This is a genomic window from Sphingomonas sp. GW821-FHT04B01 (assembly GCF_059420425.1).
Window position 1 is genome coordinate 118,471 of sequence record NZ_JBWKTR010000005.1, and the last position, 22,229, is coordinate 140,699.

General features: G+C 69.1%; 16 protein-coding genes and 1 riboswitch. Of the genes, 6 read left to right on the forward strand and 10 right to left on the reverse strand.

Features of this window, described 5'->3' with window-relative positions:
• Nucleotides 1-4 precede the first annotated feature (4 nt).
• Nucleotides 5-2,281: a TonB-dependent receptor gene (locus tag AC07UH_RS13525; protein WP_495181548.1), complete on the reverse strand. Its 2,277-nt coding sequence runs from the start codon at nt 2,279-2,281 to the stop codon at nt 5-7.
• 56 nt (nt 2,282-2,337) lie between these two features.
• Nucleotides 2,338-2,447, reverse strand: a riboswitch (TPP riboswitch).
• 50 nt (nt 2,448-2,497) lie between these two features.
• Nucleotides 2,498-4,213 (reverse strand): malate dehydrogenase (quinone), encoded by a 1,716-nt coding sequence (gene mqo / locus AC07UH_RS13530; RefSeq protein WP_495181549.1) that lies wholly within the window; start codon nt 4,211-4,213, stop codon nt 2,498-2,500.
• A 328-nt stretch (nt 4,214-4,541) separates the two neighbouring features.
• On the opposite strand from mqo, the gene AC07UH_RS13535 reads away from it, so the two are divergent.
• Both AC07UH_RS13535 and AC07UH_RS13540 read left to right on the forward strand, forming a co-directional pair.
• Entirely contained in the window at nt 4,542-6,224 is a 1,683-nt protein-coding gene (locus AC07UH_RS13535; protein ID WP_495181550.1) for a sensor histidine kinase, read from the forward strand.
• Nucleotides 6,221-7,510, forward strand: coding sequence for a sigma-54-dependent transcriptional regulator (locus AC07UH_RS13540; RefSeq protein WP_495181551.1), 1,290 nt, complete (start codon nt 6,221-6,223; stop codon nt 7,508-7,510). The genes AC07UH_RS13535 and AC07UH_RS13540 overlap by 4 nt, the downstream gene beginning before the upstream one ends.
• A gap of 46 nt (nt 7,511-7,556) precedes the next feature.
• Here the strand turns inward: AC07UH_RS13540 and AC07UH_RS13545 are convergent, their stop codons facing one another.
• From AC07UH_RS13545 to AC07UH_RS13555, 3 genes are all read right to left on the reverse strand, one after another.
• Nucleotides 7,557-7,697: a hypothetical protein gene (locus AC07UH_RS13545; RefSeq protein WP_495181552.1), complete on the reverse strand. Its 141-nt coding sequence runs from the start codon at nt 7,695-7,697 to the stop codon at nt 7,557-7,559.
• Nucleotides 7,698-7,818: 121 nt separating this feature from the next.
• Nucleotides 7,819-8,805 carry an SDR family oxidoreductase gene (locus AC07UH_RS13550; RefSeq protein WP_495181553.1) on the reverse strand — a complete coding sequence of 329 codons (987 nt, stop codon included), beginning with the start codon at nt 8,803-8,805 and terminating at the stop codon, nt 7,819-7,821.
• 100 nt (nt 8,806-8,905) lie between these two features.
• The gene (locus tag AC07UH_RS13555; RefSeq protein WP_495181554.1) at nt 8,906-11,776 is read right to left on the reverse strand and encodes a TonB-dependent receptor domain-containing protein; all 2,871 of its coding nucleotides are present in this window, start codon (nt 11,774-11,776) and stop codon (nt 8,906-8,908) included.
• 250 nt (nt 11,777-12,026) lie between these two features.
• On the opposite strand from AC07UH_RS13555, the gene AC07UH_RS13560 reads away from it, so the two are divergent.
• Nucleotides 12,027-13,223, forward strand: coding sequence for a multidrug effflux MFS transporter (locus AC07UH_RS13560; protein WP_495181573.1), 1,197 nt, complete (start codon nt 12,027-12,029; stop codon nt 13,221-13,223).
• A gap of 193 nt (nt 13,224-13,416) precedes the next feature.
• Here the strand turns inward: AC07UH_RS13560 and AC07UH_RS13565 are convergent, their stop codons facing one another.
• From AC07UH_RS13565 to AC07UH_RS13575, 3 genes are read right to left on the reverse strand one after another with little or no spacing between them, the layout of a single operon-like run.
• Entirely contained in the window at nt 13,417-15,747 is a 2,331-nt protein-coding gene (locus AC07UH_RS13565) for a xanthine dehydrogenase family protein molybdopterin-binding subunit (protein WP_495181556.1), read from the reverse strand.
• The gene (locus AC07UH_RS13570) at nt 15,744-16,730 is read right to left on the reverse strand and encodes an FAD binding domain-containing protein (protein WP_495181557.1); all 987 of its coding nucleotides are present in this window, start codon (nt 16,728-16,730) and stop codon (nt 15,744-15,746) included. The genes AC07UH_RS13565 and AC07UH_RS13570 overlap by 4 nt, the downstream gene beginning before the upstream one ends.
• Nucleotides 16,727-17,248 carry a 2Fe-2S iron-sulfur cluster-binding protein gene (locus tag AC07UH_RS13575; protein WP_052075735.1) on the reverse strand — a complete coding sequence of 174 codons (522 nt, stop codon included), beginning with the start codon at nt 17,246-17,248 and terminating at the stop codon, nt 16,727-16,729. The genes AC07UH_RS13570 and AC07UH_RS13575 overlap by 4 nt, the downstream gene beginning before the upstream one ends.
• Before the next feature lie 125 nt (nt 17,249-17,373).
• Here AC07UH_RS13575 and AC07UH_RS13580 point away from each other — a divergent pair, with 125 nt between their 5' ends.
• On the forward strand, nt 17,374-18,381 hold the full coding sequence (locus AC07UH_RS13580) for a zinc-dependent alcohol dehydrogenase family protein (protein ID WP_495181558.1): 1,008 nt from the start codon (nt 17,374-17,376) through the stop codon (nt 18,379-18,381).
• A gap of 449 nt (nt 18,382-18,830) precedes the next feature.
• On the opposite strand, the gene AC07UH_RS13585 is transcribed toward AC07UH_RS13580, so the two are convergent.
• Nucleotides 18,831-19,841 carry a zinc-binding alcohol dehydrogenase family protein gene (locus tag AC07UH_RS13585; protein ID WP_495181559.1) on the reverse strand — a complete coding sequence of 337 codons (1,011 nt, stop codon included), beginning with the start codon at nt 19,839-19,841 and terminating at the stop codon, nt 18,831-18,833.
• 88 nt (nt 19,842-19,929) lie between these two features.
• On the reverse strand, nt 19,930-20,709 hold the full coding sequence (locus AC07UH_RS13590) for an IclR family transcriptional regulator (protein ID WP_038665678.1): 780 nt from the start codon (nt 20,707-20,709) through the stop codon (nt 19,930-19,932).
• A 165-nt stretch (nt 20,710-20,874) separates the two neighbouring features.
• On the opposite strand from AC07UH_RS13590, the gene AC07UH_RS13595 reads away from it, so the two are divergent.
• Nucleotides 20,875-21,231, forward strand: a complete 357-nt coding sequence (locus tag AC07UH_RS13595; protein ID WP_038665681.1) for an L-rhamnose mutarotase — start codon at nt 20,875-20,877, stop codon at nt 21,229-21,231.
• A 76-nt stretch (nt 21,232-21,307) separates the two neighbouring features.
• Nucleotides 21,308-22,174, forward strand: a complete 867-nt coding sequence (locus tag AC07UH_RS13600; protein ID WP_495181560.1) for an amidohydrolase family protein — start codon at nt 21,308-21,310, stop codon at nt 22,172-22,174.
• Nucleotides 22,175-22,229: the final 55 nt, after the last annotated feature.

Genomic DNA, 22,229 nt, shown 5'->3' on the forward strand with positions numbered 1-22,229 from the left:
CGCCTCAGAACGCGCGCGAGAGGGTCGCCATCACCGCGGCGCCGCTGCCGATATAATAAGCGGGTGCCTGACCGGCGATGACGGTGCCGTTGCGGCCGATGGTGTCCTGCGCGTTGCTCGTCACCGCCTGGACGCCGGCGAGCACGTGCGGATCGGTGACGTTGATCGCGTTGACGCGCAGGTCGGTGCGCTTGCCGTCGAGCCACTCGGCCAGATGCACGCCGATCGACAGGTCGAGCGTCGCATAGCCCTTGATGCGCTCGTCGTTCGTGAAGGTGGCATATTGCCGGCCGAGATATTTCGACGCGATGCTGCCGAAGACGCGACCGTCGTCATAGGTGCCGCCCGCGCCGAATTGCACCGTCGGGCTCGACACCGCATGCCGGCCGCGCGTCGGCAGCAGGTCGCCGCCGACCGGCAGATCGTCGTCGAGCCGCGCGTGCAGATATTCGCCCGACACATAGAGGCTGACCGCGGCGACCGGGCGATAGTCGATCTCGGCATCGACGCCATAAGAGGTCTGTCCGCCGGCGTTGAGCGTCGCATTGACCTGCGCGCCGCCCTGATCGACCACCGTCGCGAGCTGGCGGTTGCGGAATTTATAGTGGAAGCCCGTCACCGAGGCCGAGACCGCTTCGCCGATGAAGCGATAGCCGAGCTCTTCCGACACCGAATATTCGTTCTTGAGCGCGTTGCTGCCCTGCACGACCAGCGCCCCGCCGGCATAGCTGTTGTACAGCGTGAATTCGTTGGGCGTGCGGAAGTTGGTGGTGACGTTGGCGAAGAGCTGTTGCCGGTCGTCGAGCCGGTAATGGATCGCGGCGCGCGGCAGCGCGGCGAAACTGTCGATCCGCACCTTGTCCTGCGGTCCGGGCAGATAGTTGCGGCCGTTGCGCAGCACGTCGACGCCCTTGAACCCGACGTCGACCGTCAGCCGCGGCGCGACGGCGATGCTGTCAGCGAGGAAAAAGCTCTTGGTGACGGTGACGGTGCGCTGGTTCTCGTAAGCGAGCAGGCGGCCGTCGGCGGTGCGGATCGCTTTGGCGCGATAGCCCCAGCGGTCGGTCGGCCGACCATCGGCATCGATGCTGGTATAGGATTGGGTGACGCGATCGGTGCCGTAATCGAACCACAGCCCGGCGGTGATCCGGTGGCTGCCGGCCTGCAGCGTCAGCTTGGCGACGCTGCCGCCGCGGAACTGGTCGCCGGTATAATTGCCGAGCACCGTCGCGACGCCGTCGACTGCGCCGGGCAGCGCGATCGGCTGCGCCAGCTCCTCGGTGCCGAGGAAATTGCCGGTGGTGGTGAGCTGCGTGCCATAAGGCGAATTGCCGTAGCCGAATTGCGCATAACTGGTGCTGTCGAACGTCAGGCGCTCGCCGAGCTCGAGATGCACCGGCGCCGAGGCGTAGAGATTGCGGAACGGCGCGCGATAGAGCCGCCAGTAATCGGTGGCGCCCGGCGTGTAGCGACTGGCGTAGTTGAAGCCGCGGCCCTGCGCCTGCCATTCGGCGAGCGTCGGGCTGGGGTAGCTCGACGAATTGGCGTCGTTGAACGACAGCGCGAGGCTGGCGCGATTGCCCGCGCCCCATTCGTTGAGCAGCTTCGCGTCGATATGCTGGCGCGTGTCGAAGCCGGCGCCGCGCCAATTGTCCGCACGCGTGTTGGAATAGGACAGGAAGGCCTTGAGCCCGGTGCCGCCGATCGTCCCGCTGTCGATCCGCACGAAGCCGCGCCGCGCCGCATAGCTGCCGAGCGACAGATCGACGAGGCCGCCCGCCCGCGCCCTGGGATCGTCGAGCGCCAGCGACAGCAATCCGCCGGCACCGCCCAGCGTCGGCGAGTCGATGTCGACCGACCCCTGTGCGATCGATATCCGCCGGAGGTTGCCGGGGTCGGCGAACTGTGACGGATAGGCGTAGTAATAGCCGATGTCGTTTTGCGGCGCGCCTTCCATCAGCACGCCGATCTCGTCCTGCCCCAGCCCGCGCAGCGTCAGGCTGGAACTCGTCGACAGGCCATAGGGATCGCTCGACGCGACATTGGCGCCGGGCAGCAAGGTGACGAGCTGGAAGGCGTTGAGCGTCGGCGCCTGTTTGACGATGAAGTCGGCCGAGATCGCGCTCTGGCTCTTCGGCGCCTGTTGGTCGGGCAGCAGCCCGGCGGGATCGGGATGGCCGACGACGCGGATCTCGGCGGGTTCGGCGGTCTGCGCCGCGGCGGGTGCCGCGAGCAGCAGCACCGGCACCCCCAGCGCGAGCCAGGATCGCGCGGGTCGCATGTCGAAACGGGAAACAAGAGCCGGAATCGTTCGCATCCACTTCATCGGAGGAACGACGGCGCACCGCAGACCCTCCCTACGCCGGTATCACCCGGATCAGGTTCAGCGGGTCATGGGCTGCTGCCCATTTCTCAGCCGCGCGTCAGCGGCCCCCCGGGGATGGCCCGGCTTAGGCGATCCCGCGGGGTAGCGATAGGGGGCTCGAGCGGCGGGCGGTTACAGCGCCAGATCGGGGTGGCGGTCGGCCTTGACGCGGGTAGCGGCGGGGCGCGGCCGGGTGGCGACATGGACCGCGGGCGGCGGCGTCGTCAGTTGCAGCGCGTCGCTGGTCTGCGCCCATTCCTGCGCGAGCAGGTCGGGATGATCGTTGAGCGCGATCCCGTAGGACGGCACGATCTTGCGCAGGCCGTCCTGCCACGCCGGGGTCGCGAGCCGCTTGGGGAAGACCGTCTTGAGCAGGTTCAGCATGATCGCCGGCGCGGTCGACGCCCCCGGCGACGCGCCGAGCAGCGCCGCGATCGAGCCGTCCTTCGAAGCGACGATCTCCGTCCCCAGCTTGAGCACGCCGCCCTTCTCGGGATCGCGCTTGATGATCTGCACGCGCTGGCCGGCCTGCCACAGCTTCCAGTCTTCCGCGCGCGCACCGGGCAGATATTCGCGCAGCGCCTTCAGCCGGTCCTCGTCGGACATCATCAACTGGCCGGCGAGATATTCGACGAGGTCGAAATTGTCCCAGCCGACCGCCATCATCGGGCGGAAATTGTCGAGCGTCACCGACGCCGGCAGGTCGAAATACGAGCCGTGCTTGAGGAACTTGGTCGAGAAGGTGGCGAACGGCCCGAACAGCAAGGCGCGGCGCTTGTCGAAATAGCGCGTGTCGAGATGCGGCACCGACATCGGCGGCGAGCCGACCGCGGCCTTGCCATAGACCTTGGCGAGATGGCGGTCGGCGATCTCGGGCTTTTCGGAGACGAGGAACGAGCCGCCGACCGGGAAACCGGCGTAATTGTCGGCTTCGGGAATCCCCGAGGCCTGCAGGATCGGCAGCGCACCGCCACCGGCGCCGGCGAAGACGAAGCGCGCGTTGATGATCCTTTTGCCGCCGCCGTTGGTCGCCTCGGCGGTGACGCGCCAGCTCTTGTCCGCATTGCGTTCGAGCTTGCGCACCTCGTGGCCGCTGGTCAGCGTCACGCCCGGCTGGCGGCTGAGCGACGTGATATATTGCCGCGTCACCTCGCCCCAGTCGCAATCGGTGCCGAGCGGCGAGCGCGTCGCCGCCAGCGGCAGGCCACCGCTGCGCCCCTCCATCATCAGCGGCACCCATTGGCCGATCTGATGCGGATCGGTGGTGAACTCCATCCCCGAGAACAACGGGCTGGCGCCGAGCGCCGCATGCCGCTTGCGCAGGAATTCGACGTTCTCGCGGCCCCACACCAGATTCATGTGCGGCGTCGAGTTGATGAAGGCGCGGGGGTCGCTGAGCACGCCGGCGCGGAGCTGGTGGCTGAGGAACTGGCGGGTGATCTGCCATTGCTCGTTGATCTCGATCGCCTTGGCGATCTCGACGCGGCCATCGGCGGCGTTGACCGGCGTATAGTTGAGCTCGCACAGCGCCGAATGGCCGGTGCCGGCGTTGTTCCAGCCGTCGGAACTCTCGCCGGCGGCGCGGTCGAGCCGCTCGACCATCTCGATCGTCCACGTCGGTTCGAGCTGGCGCAGCAGCACGCCGAGCGTCGCGCTCATGATGCCGCCGCCGATCAGCAGCACGTCGACGCTCTGCTCGCTGCGCGCCTGCGCACGCGCCGCCGCCGGCAGCAGCGAGGCGCCCCCCGCGGCGGCGACCGCGCCGATCAGCCCGCGGCGGGTGACGGCGGCAGCCGGGAAAGTCGACGTGTCGGCGGCCGGGGCCAGCTCGCGGGGGTCGGAGTGCATCGCATGATCCTTCTGCAGCCGCTTGCGGTACGACGTCGCGGCAGGACGCGGATCGCAGCGGGGCGTGTCCACGGCCGCGACCGGCGAATCCGGGCGGCCGATGCCGCATCGCTCCGGCGGAGCCATGCGACCGTATCGACCCGCTTGTGCCCGACCCGCGGATGCGGCCCGCGCAGAAAATGACACTTCGGTATAATCGAGCATAAACAATGATTTAGCGACGATCTGTCGTGCGGGAATGGTTCGTAGAGGGCAAGAAGTGACACATCCCTTGCGGTGAAAGTGCAACTTCTTGCCACACGGCAGGCGGGCGGGTAGGCATTCGGCCGTGAGTCTCCGCCCCCTGATCCGCGGCTGGCCCTGGCTGGCGGGCGTGCTGTTGCTCGCGATCGCCGCCGCGATCCTCGCCGGCGCGCTCGCACAACGGCGCACGATCGCGCAGCAGCAGATCGAGGTGACACAGGATGCGCGGCTGCGCGCGGCGCTGCTCGACAGCGAGATCGCCCGTTTCCGGCTGCTGCCGCTCACGCTTGCCAACGATCGCGACATTTCGGCGGCGATCGCCGGCACCGGCGCGGCGCGACCGGCGCTCAACCGCAAGCTGGAGGCGCTGGCCCGCGTCACCGGCGCGCCGGCGATCTACGTGGTCGGCCCGGACGGCTGGTCGATCGCCGCGAGCAACTGGCGCAGCCCGCGGGCCTTCGTCGGCATCGATTATCATAGCCGTCCCTATGTCCGGCAGGCGGAAGCCCGCGGCGAGGGCAGCCATTTCGCGATCGGCAGCGTCAGCCAGCGCCCCGGCCTGTATCTCGCCGCGCGGACCGCGACCGGCGGCGTCACCGTCATCAAGCTGGAGTTCGACCGGATCGAACGGGCCTGGGCGCGCAGCGGCGGGATCAGCTTCGTGCAGGACGCCCGGCAGCGCATCCTCGTCACCAGCCGCCCCGGCTGGCGCTTCGCCACCGTGACGCGGGGAACGGCGCCGGCGCGCGGCACGGTGGCGCTGGTGCCGCTCGGCGACGGCCGCGTGCGGATCGGAGGTGCGCGAGTGTCCTACGTCGCGCAGATGGTGCCGGTCAGCCAGCCGGGCTGGCAATTGGTGCAGATGCGACCCGTCGATCGCGCGGTCGCGGCGGCGCGGCTGTTCGCCGCGGCGGCGGCGGGGGCGAGCGTCCTCGCGCTCGGCGTCATCGCCTGGGCCATGCGCCAGCGCGTGCTGGCGACGCGTCGCCGCACCGCCGAGCTGGAAGCGGCGGTTGCCGACCGCACCGCCGACCTGCGTCGCGAGGCCGCCGAGCGCGCGCTGTCCGATGCCCGTGGCGCCGAATTGCGCGAGGCGCTGCGCCAGGCCAACCGGCTCGCGTCGCTCGGCCAGATCACCGCCAGCGTCGCGCACGAGACTGCGCAGCCGGTCGCGGCGATCCGCACCTATGCCGAAACCAGCCGCATGCTGCTCGACCGCGACGAGCCCGACGAGGTGCGCGCCAATCTCCGCACGATCGCGCAGCTCGCCGACCGGGTCGGCGTGGTGACCGCGCAGCTTCGCGCCTTTTCGCGCCGCCAGACCGACGAACTCCGCCCGGTTTCGCTCGCCGAGGTGATCGACGGCGCGCTGCTGATCGTGCGCGAACAGCTCGAGGATGCGGTGCTCGACCGGCCCGCGATCGATCCGGCGCTGATGGTGGTCGGCGGCAAGGTTCGCCTCGAACAGGTGCTGGTCAATCTCGTCCAGAACGCGCTCGACGCACTCGCCGGCCGCGCCGAGCGGCGCATCACGCTGACCCTGGTCGAGGAGGAGTTCCGCGTCCGGCTGCGCGTCGCGGATACCGGGCCGGGCATCGATCCGGCGATCGCCGCCGGGCTGTTCACGCCGTTCAACACCAGCCGCGCGGCGGGTCTCGGTCTCGGCCTCGTCATCGCGCAGGATATCATGACCGACCTCGGCGGCTGGCTGCATCATCTCCCCGCGCCGGGCGGGGCGGTGTTCGAGATCGGGATGCGGCGGGCATGACGACGATCGACAGGACACCGGTCGTCGCGCTGGTCGACGACGAGCCGGATCTCCGCGCGGCGGCGTCGCAATTGCTCAAGCTGCACGGTTTCGAGGTGCGACCGTTCGCCGACGCGCGCAGCGCGCTGCCCGAACTCACCGCCGACTTTCCCGGTATCCTCATCACCGACGTCCGCATGCCGGGCATGTCGGGGCTGGAATTGATGGACGCGGTGCGTGGCCGCGACGCCGACCTGCCGGTGCTGCTGCTCACCGGCCATGGCGACATCGGCATGGCGGTGGAGGCGATCAGGAACGGCGCCTGGGACTTCCTGTCCAAGCCGTTCGATCCCGAGGCGCTGGTCGCGGCGGCGGTGCGCGCCGCGACCGCACGCGGACTGACGCTGGAGAACCGGCGGCTGCGCGCGCTCGCCGACGAACAGCAGGGCGAGGCGCTGATCGGCGACAGCCTCGCGATCCGGCGGCTGCGCGGCATGATCCCGCTGCTCGCCGATGCGCCGCTCGATCTGGTGATCGAGGGCGAGGTTGGGACGGGGCGCGAACATTTCGCGCGGCTGGTGCATCGCGCCGGGCGGCGTGCGCGCCACCGCTTCCTCGTCATCGATTGCGCGACGGTGCCGGTGGCTCTGGTCGAGCGCGAAGTGTTCGCGCGCAACGGCCCGATCGACCGTGCGCATCGCGGCACGTTGTTCCTCGACCATCTCGAAGCCGCCGGACCCGAATTGCAGAACCGGCTGGCGCATTTCGCCGAGAAGCGCGCGCTGCCGCTCGACGGGCGCGATCCGCATGCGGTCGACGTGCGGATCGTCGCCGCGCTGGAGGAGGGGCGGCGCGACCGCATCCTGCCCGGCTTGTTCCACCTGCTTGCCGGCGTGCCGCTGCGCCTGCCGCCGCTGTCCGAGCGCAAGGAGGATATTCCGATGCTGTTCGCGCATTTCGCCGCGCGCGCCGCCGAGCGCCATCGCTGCGCGGTGCCGGCGCTGGCCGATCATGCGATGCGGCTGGCGGCGCGGCCATGGCCGGGCAACGTGCTCGAATTGGAGAAAGCGGCGGAGCGGATCTGCCTCGGCCTCGACGACGGCGCGCCGAGCAGCGGCGAACCCGCGTCGCTGCCCGAACGGCTCGACGCATTCGAGCGGGCGACGATTATCGACGCCATCGCCGCCGCGGACGGCGAGATCGCCGCCGCAATCCAGGCGCTTAAACTGCCGCGCAAGACCTTCTATTATCGCGTCAACCGGCTCGGCATCGACCTGCGCGCGATCCGCCGCCAGACCCGTCCCTGACCGGCGTCGGTCGTCGCGGCAACAGGAGAGCCTCGACCCGCTCCTGCTACCGGTCGAACAGGAAGCGGAACCAGCCCCGATACATGCCGCCGATCGCAATCAGGCAGGCGACGACCAGCATCGCGATCGCGGTATAAGCGACCGGCCCGGGCCGCACCTTTTCCGGACGCTTGCTTCCGTCGCTCATGCCGGGGCCGCCTTTCACCTGCGATTGCCACGATCCTGCCGCAAGCAGGTTACAGATCGCTGACGGTGCCGGAAGGGGGGAGACGGCATGCCCTGACCCGGCCTGCCGTCCCACCCGGCGGTTACGCCGGCTGGCCGTTGCCGCCGGTCGAGCCGAAGATCTGGCCGGTCGAATAGCTCAGCGCAGGATCGGCGGCGGCGACGTAGAGGCCGGCGATCTCGGCCGGCTGCCCCGCACGCGCCAGCGGCGAATCGCCGCCGAAGCTCTTGAGCTTGTCGGGCGTCGCGCCGCCGCTCACCTGCAACGGCGTCCAGAACGGCCCCGGCGCCACTGCGTTGACGCGGATGCCGCGGCTGGCGAGTTGCTTGGCCATGCTTTTGGTGAAGTTGAGCACCGCAGCGCGGGTCAGCGCATAATCGACGATGTCGGGCGAGGGGTTGCCCGCTTGCTCGGACGAGGTGTTGACGATCACCGCACCCGCGCCCATCCGCTCGACCGCCGCCTTGGTCAGCCAGAAGGGCGCATAGACGTTGGTCTTCATCGTATCGTCGAAATCCTGGCTGGAGATATCGGCGATGCCGGGGCGGGTCTGCTGCCGCGCGGCATTGTTGACGAGGATGTCGAGCCCGCCGAGCTGCTCGGCCGCCTGCTGCACTAGCTTGCGGCAGAAGCGTTCGTCGCGCAGATCGCCGGGGATGGCGACCGCCTTGCGGCCCTCCGCCCGGATCAGCGCGACGACCTCGCGCGCATCGGGCTCCTCCGCGGGCAGATAGTTGATCGCGACGTCGGCGCCTTCGCGGGCGTAGGCGATCGCCGCGGCGCGGCCGATGCCGCTGTCGCCGCCGGTGATCAGCGCCTTCTTGCCGGCGAGCTTGCCCGATCCCTTGTAGCTCGTCTCGCCATGATCGGGGCGCGGCGTCATCTTGCTGGCCAGGCCGGGCCAGGGCTGGCGCTGCACCGGATAGGGCGGCTTGGGGTAGGCGGCGGCGGGCGTCGTGGCGCCGGTGCTGCCGCCGGCCTGGGCGGCGGCGGCAGCAGTGGCGGTGGCGGCGGTGCCGGCAGCCAGCGCTGCCCCCGCCACGAAGGTGCGGCGTGTGGTATCGGTCATGATCGTTACTCCCGGAAAGATCACGACCAGAAGCGTCGACCGAACGGTTCCGTTCCGAACCTTTCGGGCTGCCGACCCCCCGATCGGCAGCCCGGTACGGTTACAGACCGTAAGACAGGCGTAGATAGCCGAAGCGACCGGGGATATCGTAGGTGGTCGGGTCGAAATTGTTGAGGCTGCAGCTGAAGCAGGCCGGCGGATCCTTGTCGAAGACGTTGTTGACGCCGAAGGTGAAGGCGAATTTCGCATCGAGCCAGCTCGGGCGGAATTGCAGCTGCGCGTCGCCGTACAGCCGGCTCTTCAGCTCGTTCTCCGCCGCGATCTCCTGGACGTTGTCGATATAGCGTGCGGTGATGCTCGCGGTGACCGGGCCGAGCGTCCAGTCGATCGTGCCCAGCCCCTTGAAGTGCGGATAGGCCTGATCGGGCGAACCACGCTCGGTGCCGACATAGTCGGTGGTGGTGAAGCCGTCCGTCGCCGGCGTGCGCTCGGCATATTTGAGTAGGTAATTGCCCGAGACGTAGAGGCCGAAGCGGCCGGCGCCGGTCTCGCCCGACCGGACGGTCAGCGTCGCGTCGATGCCCTTGGTGCGGACGCCGCCGGTGTTGAGCAGCAGGCCGTTGATCGCGGTGACGATGCCGCTCGGCGCGCGGCGGATCGCGGTGCAGCTCAACGCGTCACCGGTCTCGGCGCAGCGGCTGAGCAGCACCTGCGCCGGGATCGACGCGATCGCGCCATCGACCTTGATGTCGTAATAATTGACCTCGAGGCTGAGCGCCGAGAGCGTGCCGTTGCGCGCCCAGCGCGGGCTGTAGACGCCGCCGAACAGCAACGTACGTGCGGTTTCGGGGCGCAGGTCGGGGTTGCCGCCGGTCAGCACCGGCAACTGGCCCGACGGTTCGGCATAGCTGCCGCTGGCGGGAACGCCATTGGCGACGCAATTGGCGCGCACCGTGGCGTTCGACGGGAACAGGCCGCCCGCCGCGCTGGTGCAGGGATCGTCGATCGTCGCGTCGAAGCGCGACTGCGCGCCATAGAGTTCGCCGATCGACGGTGCGCGCAGCGATTCGGCATATTGGCCGCGCAGCAGCAAGTCGTTGAACGGCTTCCACAACGCGCCGCCGCTGAAGGTCGTGTTGCTGCCGAAGGTCGAATAATTCGAATGGCGGACCGCGCCGTTCAGCTCGAACGAGGCGATGGCGGGCAGGTCACGCAGCAGCGGCAGGCGGATTTCGCCATAGACCTCGTCGACGTTGAAGCGGCCGCTCGCCGCCTGCGCGGGGATGTCGGCGCCCAGGCCCGCCTGGATGATCGGATCGGGGGTGAAGCTGCCGAACTGGTAGCGATGTTCGTAGCCCACCGCGATGCCGACCGGGCCACCGGGCAGATCGAACAATTCGCCCGACAGGTTGGCGGTATAGTCGTTGAGCGTCTGGCGGCTGCGATCGCGCTCGTCGAAGCCGATATAGCCGAGCATCGCCGGGGTGATCGAGCCGACACCGCCGAAGAAGTTGAACGGCACGCATTCGTCGGTGCACTGGCTGACCGGGCCGATCGCGCGGGCGAGGCGGGCGGCGTTGATATTGCCGGTGAACAGCTGCTTGGCGTCGTTATAGCCGAGCACCGCATTGACGTCCCAATACCAGTTGCGGTCGAACATCCGGAACTTGCCGTCGAGCGTGCCGGTCAGCGACATGGTGTCGACCTGCTGGCTGTAGGTGCGCTGCCCCGCCTCGACGAGGCGGCGGAAGATCGCGGTATAATTCTGGCCGGGGGTCAGCGTGACGCCGAACGGATTGTACGGATTGGTGGCATCCACGGACAATCCGTCGAGCATGTTGCCGTTGCCGACGTCGGGGCCGATGCCGAGCGGCAGGAAGGCCGCCTGATTCTGCGAATTGCGCCGGTTGTAGACCGCCTTGACGCTGAGGTTGATCGCGTCGGAGAAGCGCGCGCGGGCGTTGACGAAGCCGCCGAAGCGCTCGACCGGGGTCAGGAAGTAGTTGAACGGCGCGAAATTGTAGCGGTCGGCGGCGGTGAACGCCTTGAAGTCGCCGGTCGCCAGCGTCGGGTCGTAGACCGGGCGGCCGCTGGCGACGGGGCCGCGCAACGTGATGTTCTGGCCGTTGACCAGGAAGCGGCCGAGCGGGGTGAAGCTGGAACAGCCGCCGATCGGGTCCGCACAGCTCGTCTGGCCGGGGTTGGGGAATTGCGAGATGCTGCGGTTCGCGGCGCTGACCGATTCCTGCTTGGTGTAATAGCCGCCCGCGACGACATGGACGTCGTCGCCGCCGACGCCGTAGCTGAGCTGGTAATCCTGCGTCTTGCCGTCATTGTCGCCGAGGAACTGGCCGTATTGCGCCGAGCCCTTGAAGCCCTTCTGGCTCTGTTTGGTGATGATGTTGACGACGCCGGCGATCGCGTCCGAACCATATTGCGGCGAGGCACCCGATTGCAGCACTTCGACGCGTTCGATCATCGACGAGGGGATCGAGTTGAGATCGACGGTGGCGGGGATGCCGCTCGCCGAGGCGCCGTTGACGAAGCGCAGCCCGTCGACCAGCACCAGGGTGCGCTTGGCACCGAGATAGCGCAGGTCGAGCACCGCCGAGCCGGCACCGACGCCGCCGCCGTCGGGCGGGTTGCCGAAATTGCCCGAGCTGTTGAACTTGGAGTTGAGCCCGCCCGACGAGGCCGGCAGCCGCTGCAGCACGTCGGCGATCGAGGACAGGCCGGTGCGCGCGATCGCGCTATCGTCGATGGTGACGACGGGGGAGGGCTGGTCGAGCGGGTCGCGGCGGATGCGTGATCCGGTCACGACGATGTCCTCGGCGGGGGCCTCGGTCGCGGCGGGGGCGGTCGGCGTCTGCGGATCGGTCGCCAGCTGCGCGGCGGCGACCTGCGCCGACAGTGCCAGCCCGGCCATCATCGCCAGGCTCGACGATCGCATCATCCACGTCGTTGCACGCATTGCTCATTCCCCTTGTCTTGCGCCCTTTGCGGCGTCGCAGGAGGAATATGCAGGATTGTTGCCGCGCGGCCATATCGCAGCGCCGGGCAAGAACCATAATGGCAATATTTCGGTAACGATGTTGCTGCGCGGTAACAGGCCGGAGCGCATAATGCATAGATTTACAGCAGTTTGCCCGGTCCCTGCCTTGTGATGCGGCACGATGCCGCCGATAGGCGCGGCCATGACCGATCATCCCGCGCCACCCGGCATGCACCCGCGCGAGTTCGTCGCGTTCATCGCCGCCGTGATGGCGGTCAACGCATTGGGCGTCGACCTGATGCTGCCGGCGCTCGCCGACATCGGCCGCGATCTGCTGGTGAGCGCGGCCAACCACCGGCAATGGGTGGTGACCGTCTATATGGTCGGCTTCGGCGCCGGCCAGCTCGTCTACGGGCCGCTCGCCGACCGGCTGGGGCGGCGGCCGGTGCTGATCGCGACGCTGCTCGGCTTCATCGCGGCGAGCGTCTTCGCGGCGAGTTCGGTGACCTTCGCCGCGCTACTCGGCGCGCGGCTGTTGCAGGGGCTGATGTCGGCCTCGACGCGCGTGCTCGCGGTGGCGATCGTCCGCGACGGCGCCTCGGGGCGGCAGATGGCGCGCACCATGTCGATCGCGCAGATGATCTTCTTCATCGTGCCGATCCTCGCGCCGACGCTCGGCCAGGGACTGCTCGCCTTCGGGCCGTGGCGGTTCATCTTCTACGCGCTGGGCGGCTTCGCGGCGTTGGTGCTCGCCTGGTCGCTGGTCCGCCTGCCCGAGACGCTGCCGGTGGCGCGGCGGCGGCCGCTGTCGCTCGCCAATCTGCGGCAGAGCTATCGCCTGACGCTGACCAACCGCTATTCGATCGGCTATGCGATCGCTGCGGCGCTGACCTTCGGCGGCATCATCGCCTTCGTTTCCTCGGCGCAGCAAATCTTCGTCGACGAATTCGGCGCAGGCCGGCGGTTCACCTTGTTGTTCGCGATCTGCGCCTTTTCGATGGGCGTCGCCTCCTTCGCCAACAGCCGGCTGGTCGAGCGGCTGGGGACGCGGCTAATCTCGCAGGCGGCGGTGCTGGCGCTGATCGCGCTGTCGGTCGTCCACCTGATCGTCATCCAGGCGGGGCAGGAGACGCTGACCAGCTATATGATCCTGCAGGCGCTCAGCATGACCTGCATCGGCCTGTGCGGATCGAACTTCGGCGCGATGGCGATGGAGCCGGTCGGCCATATCGCCGGTACCGCCTCGTCGGTGCAGGGCTTCATCACCAGCATCGGCGCGGTGCTGGTCGGCTCGGCGATCGGCCAGTCCTATGCCGGCACGACGCTGCCGCTGGCGATCGGCTATCTGCTGATCGGCGTTGCGGTGCTCGCGCTGATCTGGGTGGTGGAGAAGGGCGAGCTGTTCCGGCCGCGGATGGCGAGCTAGCGGTATCTGCGATCGTACGTTCAGGTGATCCCGGCGTCGGCCAGACCTTGCGATCCTCGATACGCTGTACCCCGGCGGAGGCCGGGGCCCAGTTGGGGAAGGTTTGTAATAGCTTACAAGGGCCTTCCTAGCTGGGCCCCGGCCTCCGCCGGGGTACATCAGGGAGTCTCGCGTCGGGCCGGATGCCCTAATCCTACAGCAATTTGTCGAGGGTGATCGGCAGGTCGCGGATGCGCTTGCCGGTGGCGTTGAAGACCGCATTCGCCACCGCCGCGCCGACGCCGGTGATGCCGATCTCGCCCACCCCGCGCGCGCCCATCGGCGTGTGGGGATCGGGGATGTCGGTCCACATCACCTCGATCTCGGGCACGTCCATGTGCACCGGCACGTGATATTCGGCGAGGCTGGGGTTCATGATCCGGCCGTTGCGCTCGTCATATTGCGTCTCCTCCATCAGCGCGAGGCCGAGCCCCATGATGATGCCGCCGCGGAACTGGCTCGCCGCGGTCTTGGGATTGAGGATGCGGCCGCAGTCGAACGAGCCGAGGAAGCGGCTGACCCGCACCTCGCCGGTTACCGTATTGACCCGCACCTCGCAGAACATCGCGCCGTGCGAGTGCATCGACCAATGCATCGTCTCGAGCGGCATCGGCGGCGTCGCCTCGACCACGACGGTGTCGCGCTGCGCGCGCGCGAGGATCGAGGCGTAGCTTTCGTGCCGCGTCGGCTCGTCGAGCTTGGCGAGGCCGCCGTCGATGCCGCCGACCTCGTCGGCATCGAGCCCGGCGAGCGGCGAATCGTTGCCGGCGAGCTTGAGCAACTCGCCGACCAGCGCGCGATGCGCCGCAATGACTGAGGCGCCGATCGCCGCGGTCTGCTGCGACCCGCCGGCCATGACGACGCCGGGCAAGCTGCTGTCGCCGTAGCGGAAGGTCACCTGATCCATCTCCAGCCCGAGCCGGTCGGCGGCGACCTGCGTCTGCGCGGTGGCGGTGCCCATTCCCATGTCGTGCGCGGCGATGTCGACCGTGGCATGGCCGTGGCGGGTCAGCGTGATCCGCGCCGCGCCGCCGGGCATCCGGTAATAAGGATACGTAGCGGTGGCGACACCCATGCCGATCAGCCATTCGCCCTCGCGCCGCGCTCCGGGCTTGCCGCGCTGCGCCCAGCCGAAGCGGGCGGCGCCGTCGCGATAGGCCTTCTCGACCTCGCGCGACGAGAAGGGCGCGCCGGTGGTCGGGTCCTTCTCGGGCTCGTTGCGCATCCGCAGCTCGATCGGGTCGATATCCATCGCCACGGCGAGTTCGTCGATCGCGCTCTCCAGCGCGAAGGTGCCGACCGCCTCGCCGGGCGCGCGCATGAAGGTGTTGGCGACCATGTCGAGATAGGCGACCTCGACGTCGAGCTTCATCGTCTTGCTCGCATAGGCGCTGCGCGTCGGCAGGATGAACGGTTCGGGCAGCACGTTGTGGTGGCTCATCGCCACGGTGCCGGTGTGGACCAGCGCGTCGAAGCCGCCATCCGCCTGCGCGCCGATCGCGACGCGCTGCTCGGTGATCGTGCGGCCGCCGACGATGCGATATACGCCCTCGCGCGACAGCATCAGCCGCACCGGCCGGCCGGACAGTTTGGCGGCGGCGGCGGCGAGCACCTGATGCTGCCACAGCCCCTTGCCGCCGAAGCCGCCGCCGACGAACGGCGAGGTGACATGGACCTGATCCTCGTCGAGCCCGAAGACATGGCCGAGCGACCAGGCCATATGCGCGACCATCTGCGACGCGTCGTGGACGCGCAGCGTCTCGCCCTCCCAGACGACGGTGACCGCATGCAGCTCGATCGCATTGTGGCTGTGGCGCGGCGTCGTATAGGTCGCATCGACGCGATGCGGTGCGGCGGCGAGCGCCGCGTCGGCGTCGCCGCTCTCGTATTTGAGCGGCTGGCCCATGAACTGGCCGGGTTCGGTGCCGTTGGCCTTGGCCTCGTCGAGCGCGGTGACCGAGGCTTCGGCGACGTAATCGACGTGGATCAGCGAGGCGGCATGATCGGCCTGATCCTGCGTCTCGGCGAGCACCAGCGCAACCGGCTCGCCGTTCCAATAGACGCGGTCGTCCTGCATGATCGGCAGGTCGTTGCCGCCGCACGCCTTCTCCGAGGTCATGAACAGCGGCATCGGCGCCATCCGCGGCGCGTTGCGATAGGTCATCACCAGCGCGACGCCGGGCGCGGCCTCCGCCGCCGCGGTGTCGAGCGTGGCGATGCGACCCTTGGCGACGGTGCTGAACACCAACGCGGCATAGGCCATGCGGTCGAGGGGGAATTCGGCGGCATAAGGCGCGATGCCGCGCACCTTGATGGCACCGTCGAGCCGCGAGATCGGCTTGCCGACGAAGCCGTGCTGCTGGCGGATCAGCGGATCGGGGCGGCCGCCGGGCATCCAGCTGTCCGGCGCCATCTGTACCGCGGTCTGCATCGCGGCCTGCGCGGCGCCCTTTACCGCCTGTTTGGCGTCTTCGACGATGCTCATGAATCCACTCCCGCGAGGTCGGCGAGCACGGCGACGATCGTCCGCCGCGCCAGTTCGATCTTGAAGCCATTGTCGCGCAGCGGCTGCGCCGCCGCGAGTTCCGCCGCCGCCGCCGCTTCGAAGGCGGCTCGCGTCGCCGGGCCGTCCCGCAGCGCGGCCTCCGCCTGCGTCGCGCGCCACGGCTTGTGCGCGACGCCGCCGAGCGCGAGGCGGACGTCCGCGACCCGCCCGTCCCGCACCTCGATCGCCGCGGCGACCGAGATCAGCGCGAAGGCATAGCTCGCGCGGTCGCGGACCTTGCGATAGGTCGAGTGTGCGGCGAGCGGCAGCGCGGGCAGCTCGATCGCGGTGATCAGCTCGCCGGGTTCGAGCAAAGTCTCGATCTCGGGATGATCGCCGGGCAGGCGATGCAGCTCGGTCAGCGGCAGCGTGCGGGTGCCGCCCGGCGCGGCGAGATGGACGGTCGCGTCGAGCGCGGCGAGCGCCACCGCCATGTCGGACGGATGCGTCGCGACGCAGGCGGACGACGCGCCGAGGATCGCGTGGATGCGGTTGAAGCCGTGGATCGCGTCGCAGCCCTGGCCGGGCTGGCGCTTGTTGCAGCGCGAGCCCTCGACGTCGTAAAAATAGGTGCAGCGGGTGCGCTGGAGCAGATTGCCGCCGATCGTCGCCATGTTGCGGATCTGCGCGCTGGCGCCCGCCAGGATCGCCCGGCTGAGCATCGGATAGCGGCTGCGGACGACGGGATGCGCGGCGAGCGTGCCGTTGCGCACGCCCGCGCCGATGCGCAGCCCGCCCTGCTCGGTCTCCTCGATCGTGGTCGACAGCGCGGTGACGTCGACCAGCGCGGCGGGACGCTCGATCGTCTCGCGCATCAGGTCGACCAGATTGGTGCCGCCGCCGAGATAGCGGGCGTCGGGCGCCGCGGCGAGGCGGAGCGCCTCGTCGGTGCCGGTCGCGCGGGCGAAGGTGAAGGGGGTCATGCCGCCACCGCCCGGTCGTCCGCCGCGGGGGCGTAGACGTCGAGGATCGCATCGACGATGCCGTTATGCGCGCCGCAGCGGCACAGATTGCCGCTCATCCGCTCGCGCAATTCGTCGCGGTCGAGCGTGATCGCGGCGCCGAGATCGGCGGTGACGTGGCTCGGCATGCCGCGTTCCAGCTCGGCGGCCATGCCGATCGCCGAACAGATCTGTCCGGGCGTGCAATAACCGCATTGGAAGCCGTCGTGCGCGATGAAGGCGGCTTGCAGCGGATGCAGCGTCTCGCCATCGGCAAGCCCCTCGATCGTCGTCACCGACCGGCCGTCATATTGCACCGCGAGCGCGAGGCACGAGACGATCCGCTCGCCGTCGACCAGCACGGTGCAGGCGCCGCATGCGCCCTGGTTGCAGCCGAGCTTGGTGCCGGAGAGGTGGAGGCGCTCGCGCAGCAGGTCGAGCAGGGAGACGCGGGGGTCGTCGGGCAGCGGCACCGAAGATCCGTTGACGGTGATGGGCATCGCGATTTCTCCCAATATTTTGGCCAACTTAGCCGAGGCGCTGCGGGCCGGCAACGCAGCCGTCGGCTTTTTGGGAAAGCGATGCGATCTGACGCGTTCGGGTCATCGAGCATAAGGAATTCCCGATGAAAGCGATGACATTGCCCGCCCCCGGCGGCCTCGACCGGCTGGCCTTCGCGGAGCGCGCCGACCCCGGCGCGCCCGGCCCGCAGCAGATCCGCGTCGCGCTGCACGGCAGCTCGCTCAACTATCACGATCTCGGCATCGCTACCGGCCGGATGCCGAGCGCCGATGGCCGCATCCCGCTCGCCGACGGCGCCGGGATCGTCGAGGCGGTCGGCGAGGGCGTGAGCGAGTTCGCCGTGGGCGACATGGTCGTCTCCTGCTTCTTCCCCGACTGGCAGGACGGCACGCCGACGGTCGGCGACTTCAGCCGCACGCCGGGCGACGGCATCGACGGCTTCGCGCAGGAGCATGTCGTCCTGCCCGCCACCGCCTTCACCCATGCGCCCAAGGGCTATGACGCGGTCGAGGCGGCGACGATCACCACCGCGGGATTGACCGCGTGGCGCGCGCTGGTCGTCGATGCGCAGATCAAGGCGGGCGACACCCTGCTGCTGCTCGGCACCGGCGGCGTGTCGATCTGGGCGTTGCAGATCGCCAAGGCGATGGGCGCGCGTGTCGCGATCAGCTCGTCGTCCGACGAGAAACTGGCGCGCGCCGAGGCGCTCGGCGCCGACTTCACGCTCAACTATCGCAGCGACGAGAAGTGGGGCCGGACGGTGCGCGACTGGACCGGCGGGCGCGGCGTCGATCACGTCGTCGAGGTCGGCGGCCCGGGCACGCTCGCCCAGTCGATCGAGGCGGTGCGCGTCGGCGGGCATATCTCGCTGATCGGCGTGCTCACCGGCGTATCGGGCGAGGTGCCGACCGCGGCGCTGATGGGCAAGCAGGCGCGGCTCCAGGGCCTGATCGTCGGCAGCCGTCGCGAGCAGCAAGAGTTCGTCCGCGCGCTGGAGGCGACCGGCATCCGCCCGGTGATCGACCGCCGCTTCCCGCTCGACCGGCTCGCCGAGGCGTTCCAGTATGAGATGGACGGCAGCCATTTCGGCAAGATCGGCATCGAATGGTGAGTTTAGGGTGGTCCGCACCTAATTCCCGTTAGCCCTGAGCCTGTCGAAGGGCGGCGCCGCAAGCACACACGCCGCTTGTGGAACCCCGTGCTTCGACAAGCTCAGCACGAACGGGTGGTGGAGGGTTTGTGGAGAGGTGGTGGAGCGGTGGCTCAACGGATCCCGAACCCCTCACTTCCGTTAGCCCTGAGCCTGTCGAAGGGCGGGTCCGCAAACGCACGCGCCTCTTGTCGAGCCCCATGTTTCGACAAGCTCAGCATGAACGGGGATAGAGGGTTTGTGGAGAAGTGGTGGAGAGGCGGCGGAGCGGTGGTGGAACGCATACCCGACCCCTCTCCGTTAGCCCTGAGCCTGTCGAAGGGCGGAGCCGCACGCGATACGTCGAACGTGGAAACCCGCGCATCGACAAGCCGCCACGCCCCATCGGAAACGCCCACAGCGCGGCGCGTTCAGAACGCCGCGATCGCCTTGAGCACCCGATCGGCCTGCGCCACCAGCCGCGGCAGTTCCGCCGGCAGGTCGATCGCGGCGACGCTGTGCGTGTGCAAAGCATCGGTGTCGATCGCACCCCGCCGGATCGCGTCGATCACGCGGGCGAAGTCGGCGGCGAGCGCGTTGCGGCTGGCGAGCAGCGTCGTCTCGCGCTTGTGGAAGTCTGGGTCGGCGAAGACGAGGTCGCCCTTGGCGACGCCGACCAGCACGTAGCTGCCGCCATGCGCGACCTCGGCGAGGCCGGCGTTCATCGCCGCGATGCTGCCGGTGGCGTCGAACACCGTCGCAAAGCCGCTGCCCTCGGTCAGCACCGCGAGGCGCGCCGCGGCACCCTCGTCGGCAAGGATGCAATCGCCGAAGCCGAGCCGGTCGCGGGCATGGTCAAGCCGGGCCGCGCGCGTGTCGCAGAGCACGACGTGCGCGCCATCCAGTCGCGCGAACAAGGCGGTGGCGATGCCGATCGGTCCCGCGCCGCGGACCAGCACGCGTTCGCCCGCGGCCAGTCGCGCGCGTGCGACCGCATGCGCGCCGATCGCGAGGAATTCGACCATCGCCGCCTGGTCGAGGCTGAGCCCGGTCGCATCGATCGCGGCGCGTTCGGGGATCACGATCACCTCCGCCATGCCGCCGTCGACATGGACGCCGAGCACCGCGACGGTGACGCAGCAATTGGGCTTGCCGCCGCGACAGGCGACACAGACGCCGCAGGCGAGATAGGGGTTGATCGTGATCCGCTGGCCAGCGCGGAAGGCGCTGCCCGCGGGCGCCTCGATCACCTCGCCGGCGAGTTCGTGGCCCATCACCCGCGGATAGGCGAGGAACGGCTGGTTGCCCGCGTAAATATGGTAATCGGTGCCGCACAGGCCGACGCGGCGAATGCGGACCAGCAGTTCGCCCGGCCCCGCCTGCGGCGGGTCGCGCTCGACCGCCTGCAGGTCGAAGGGTTGCTGGCACACGATCGTCAACACAAAGCCAGCCTCTATTTGCAAGTCGGCTTGCAAATATGAAAGAACATGGGATCTGGCAAGCATCGATCGCCGACCCGCGGCGAACCGGTCAGGAGGGGTGGTAGCCCATCGCGATCGAGATGTCGGCGGCGGCGTTGCGCAGATGCTCGCGTGCCGCCTGCATGTCGACGGTCTGCGATCCGTCGATCAGTTCGAGGAAGGGGATGGTCAGCGCCGCCGCGACCTGCCCGTCGAAGCCGAAGATCGGGAAGCTGAGGTCGGTGACGCCGCGGGTGATCGGGCTCTTGCGCTGATCGTAACCGCGGGCGCGGACCTGCGCCAATTGCCGGTCGAGCGCCGCGCGATCGACCGGCGTGCGGGCCGCGGGGATCGCCTGCGCGAGCACCTGGTCGCGTGCCTCGTCGGAGGAGAAAGCGAGCAGCACGTTGCCCGAACAGCTCGCCAGCATGTCGATCCCGGCGCCGAGCCGCAGCGAAAAGCCGCGCGTGCCCGGATTCTGTTCGCGGGTGATGACGAGGCCGCTGCCGTCGTTGACGACGACGAGGTGGCAGGACTGGCCGGTATCGATCGCGAGGCGCCGCATCGCGGCGCGCGCGGCGGTGACGAGATCCTGCGCGGGCGTCGCGCGATAGGCGAGGTCGAGCAGCTTGTAGGCCACCGAATAGCGATCGTCCTTGCTCGATTTCTGGAGATAGCCGAGCTTCTCCATCACCACGACGATGCGGAACAGCTCGCCGACCGAGCGGTTGAGCCGCACCGCCATTTCGCTGATCAGGATACCGCTCGGTTGCGTTTCGAGCAGTTCGAAGATCTCGAACGCCTTTTCCACGGCCGGCGCCGCGTAGGTCGTCTTCGAACCCGATGCCATCTGGCCCTCCTCCGTTCGTGGTCGCCATGCGGGGACCGCAGGCGGCTGTCAAATCGCTCGCCGCTGCCGGATGCGCGCCGAGCTGCGCGAGGCGGCGGCACGCGCGCCTTGCCGCATCCCGGCGCACGGGCGATGTTGCCGTATCCCCAAGCACTTGCAGCGAGAATGCCGACGATGACGCGCCACCTTCTGTTCCTCGACATCGATCCGTCGTCGGCCTCGGTCGCGGCCTATCGCGACTGGCACCGCGCCGGCGGGCCTCCCGCTGCGATCAACCGCTCGATTCGCGCCAGCGGCATCGAATCGCTCGAGATCTGGCACGTCGGCGACCGGCTTGCGATGATCATGGAGACCGGCCCGGATTTCTCCGCCGCGGCGAAGGCGGCGGCGGATGCGGCGGACCCCGACGTCCAGGCCTGGGAAGCGCTGATGGAACGCTTCCAGCGGCGGCTGCCGTTCGCCCCCGACGGCGAGAAATGGGTCGCGGCAGAGCGCGTCTATTCGCTCGACGAACAGCCCTGACGTGCCGCCCGGCGGCCTTGTCGCCGCGGTAAGACTATGAAAGGCGACGATCTTTCACGACAAGGCGAGGTGGAACGTGGCAATCGGAACGGCAGGCAGCACCGCGATCGCCGGGGTAATCGACGCGCATCACCATGTCTGGCGGCTCGACTGGCCCGGGCATCAATGGCCCGATGCGACCCTGCCGGCGATCCACCGTGACTTCGCGCTCGCCGATCTGCGCGCCGACAGTCGCGGCGTGGATCTCGCCGCGACGGTGCTCGTCCAGTCGCAGCCGACCGATGCCGATACCGACCGGCTCTGCGCGATCGCCGCCGCCGAGCCGCTGGTCGGCGCGCTGGTCGGCTGGGTCGATCTCGCCGCCGCCGATGCGCCGCGCCGGATCGCGCAACTGGCCGCGGCCCCCAAGCTGCGCGGGCTGCGGCCGATGCTCCAGTCGATCGCCGACACCGACTGGATCCTGCAACCGGCGCTGGACGATGCGATCGCGGCGATGGTCGCGCACGGCCTGCGCTTCGACGCGCTGGTCCAGCCACGCCATCTCAGCGCGCTGCATCGCTTAGCGCACCGCTGGCCCGACCTGCCGATCGTGATCGATCACGCCGCCAAGCCGAGCGCGGCGGCGGGCGGGCTCGATCCGTGGCGCGACGAGATCGCCGCGCTGGCGGCGTGCGACAATGTCTGGTGCAAATTGTCCGGCCTGCGCACCGAACAGCCGCCGGGCGAGCCCGCCGCGGCGCTGGCGCCCTATGTCGCGCATCTCGTCGCCTGTTTCGGTGAGCGGCTGATGTGGGGCAGCGATTGGCCGGTGCTGCACCTCGGCGGCGACGATTACGGCAGCTGGTTCCAGGCCGCCCGCACGCTCGCCGAACTCGACCCCGCCGGCGAGCGCAGCCTGTTCGCCGACAGCGCCCGGCGGTTCTACGGACTGGCCCTGGCATAGGTTACCCGCAAGATCGCTTGCCTAATGAAAATACATTTGCAAGTATGATAACTTG